The following is a 2,312-nucleotide window of genomic DNA, read 5'->3' on the forward strand; positions in this document are numbered from 1 at the left end:
GGGCTGGTCAGGGGCATGGCGAAAGCTCTCCCACGGACGGTATCTTGGTGCATGTTTGAAATTCCTTTGTGCTGGCTCAAGTGGGCTTAGATAGGTCTCGATGATGGCGGCGAGGCTCTCCGAGGTGCCTTCGTTAGCCTGGATGCATGGCGTGATCGCGCGTAGCCATTTTGCGCTGGGCCATTGCCTCGGGGCGCACTCATTGTATGGTCGCGGACGCGGTTCCATGGGTCCGGTTGTAGTCGAGAGGCAAGATTCGAGGTAAAGTGATTTTGTTCCTCATTTGAAGGCGCTGCTTCCCGTCTGCTCTCGTGGTAGGAGGAAGTGGAGTGGCGGCCAGCTCCGATTTCGCCTCATGGCGGGGTTTGCGGATCAACGCGCACGCGCCATGCCAAATGAGAATCGTTCGAGGCAAAGCGATAGATCTTGCTCAGCTACGTTACGCCTCCGACGTTGTCGGACATCGGATAGCGCCGAACAGGACCGCTTGCGGATTGGGAGGACGTGTCTTTTGCGCAAGAGGACCTCCGCCCCTCAGGCAAATAGCTCCGACCGGGGCGCTATGCTTCACCACCGTCGGCCCGGGAAGTAACGCTCTTTATGCCGAGGTGTTCTCCCACTGGACGCCGCGCATTCGCCATCATGTGAAAGAGTTCTACTGCTCGACGACCAGAAATTCTCGACCAGCCGGGGCCATGCGGCTAGGGCAAGGAGGCTCTGGGCCCAAAGGCAGGTTGACGTCGTGCGTACCCATTCGGCGCTGGTACGCCCGCAAGGTGAGCTGGACGCGCTCCGCCGGGGGAACGAGACATTTCAAGGGATCTTGCGATATCCGTCGTGTTAGCCTCGCCGTCTTTACCGGTGTGGTTCGAGGCGCTAGTCAGCGTGACGCGCCTTGCATAGTGCCCGATCACCCGAGAACGCCTGTGATCCATCGCGAGGAAATACAGCGGACCTCATTTGCTGGCAGAACGCCTATCCGACCCAAGTACCTTCTAATGGCGGCTGGCTATCCTGCGGCGCAGATTACTGCAGTCGCGCTCGAACGTGGGCAGGTAGCGTCGCTCGACGCCTGGCTGCAGAAGTGGAGGCAGCGAAGGGCATCCGATACATTGGTGCAGCATTACGTGCTGTCGGGGCTCAACGCCGCGCTGATTGAGCCCAATGCCGCCGACTTGCCAGCCGCGTGGTGATTTATGTCCACGAGGCAAGGATCCACACGCGGCGGTGGCGGCACGAGGACCAAGCCGCCCCGCACTTTCGACCCGGCGCCAAAGTGCCACTGCTCGAGGACGCCGGCCAGTCTAATGACAGGCGAGCCATCCAAGCTCTCACCTGTCCTAAAGCGGCTGGCTCAAGAGGGCGAAACCCGACAGCGGCAGAAGACATGTCAGGTCCACGACAATCGGCCGTGTTTGGGCTCGTGGAGAATTTTCAAAGCATTCCCCGCCGCTTACCGGAGCTGAGAGGGGTTGGCACGCCCATTGCTGCTTGATGGGCGGCAACACTGTGAGAGGGCTGAATCGCATGCAAACGCGCAAGACGAGCGATGGCCTCCTGATCCGTGTGTTGCGATTCTGACAGAGAAACCAACTACGCATAAAAGCCACGAAAGGTGTGGGTAGCTTTGGATAAGAACATCATGGAACTGCGTATGGGGTCCCCGGCTCCTCCGATCAAAGTGGAGAACTGGCTGCGTGGCGAGCCCGTCACGAACTTTAAGCCCGGCAAGGTCTACCTCGTTGAATTTTGGGCGACTTGGTGCGGACCATGTGTCGACGCCATGCCCCATTTGATTGAACTGCAGGAGAAATATAAAGACAGCGGATTTGAGATTATCGGAGTCGCAGCTTGCGAACAGGCTGCAACCGCGGACGAGGCGCGGACCAACGTGGATGCCTGGCTGACCGAGAAGTTCCCGAATCTGAATTATCGTATCGGGTTCGATTACATTGGCGAAATGAACAAGCTCTGGATGGATCCCAGCTCTTCGATTGGGATTCCCACCTCGTTCGTGGTCGACCGCGACGGCCACATCGCTTTTATTGGCCACCCGGCGGAACTCGATGACGTTTTGCCGAAAGTCCTTAACGGCAGCTGGCGCAGCAGCTATGAAGCGAAAGCCGCCGATGCAAAGCGCATCGCGCATAACCAACTTGCAGCGCGCGAAATGTCGCTTACCCGGCCGATATACGCCAAACTTACGCCGGCGATGCAGGCCGAGGATTGGACGGCGGCGCTCTTGGCCATCGAAGAAGGCCTCGCCTTGATGCCAGACTCTTATGAGTTCCGGCAGATTCATGCGGATCTTC

General features: G+C 58.7%; 2 protein-coding genes. Both read left to right on the top strand.

Features of this window, described 5'->3' with window-relative positions:
• Positions 1–998 precede the first annotated feature (998 nt).
• Entirely contained in the window at positions 999–1,193 is a 195-nt protein-coding gene (locus EOA86_RS31225) for a hypothetical protein (protein ID WP_029356503.1), read from the top strand.
• A gap of 449 nt (positions 1,194–1,642) precedes the next feature.
• Positions 1,643–2,312: TlpA disulfide reductase family protein (locus tag EOA86_RS31230; protein WP_164892161.1), on the top strand; the 670-nt coding region annotated here is incomplete at its 3' end.

Origin of the sequence: Mesorhizobium sp. M5C.F.Ca.IN.020.32.2.1 (genome assembly GCF_004023105.1) — a bacterium.
Lineage (GTDB): Bacteria > Pseudomonadota > Alphaproteobacteria > Rhizobiales > Rhizobiaceae > Mesorhizobium > Mesorhizobium wenxiniae.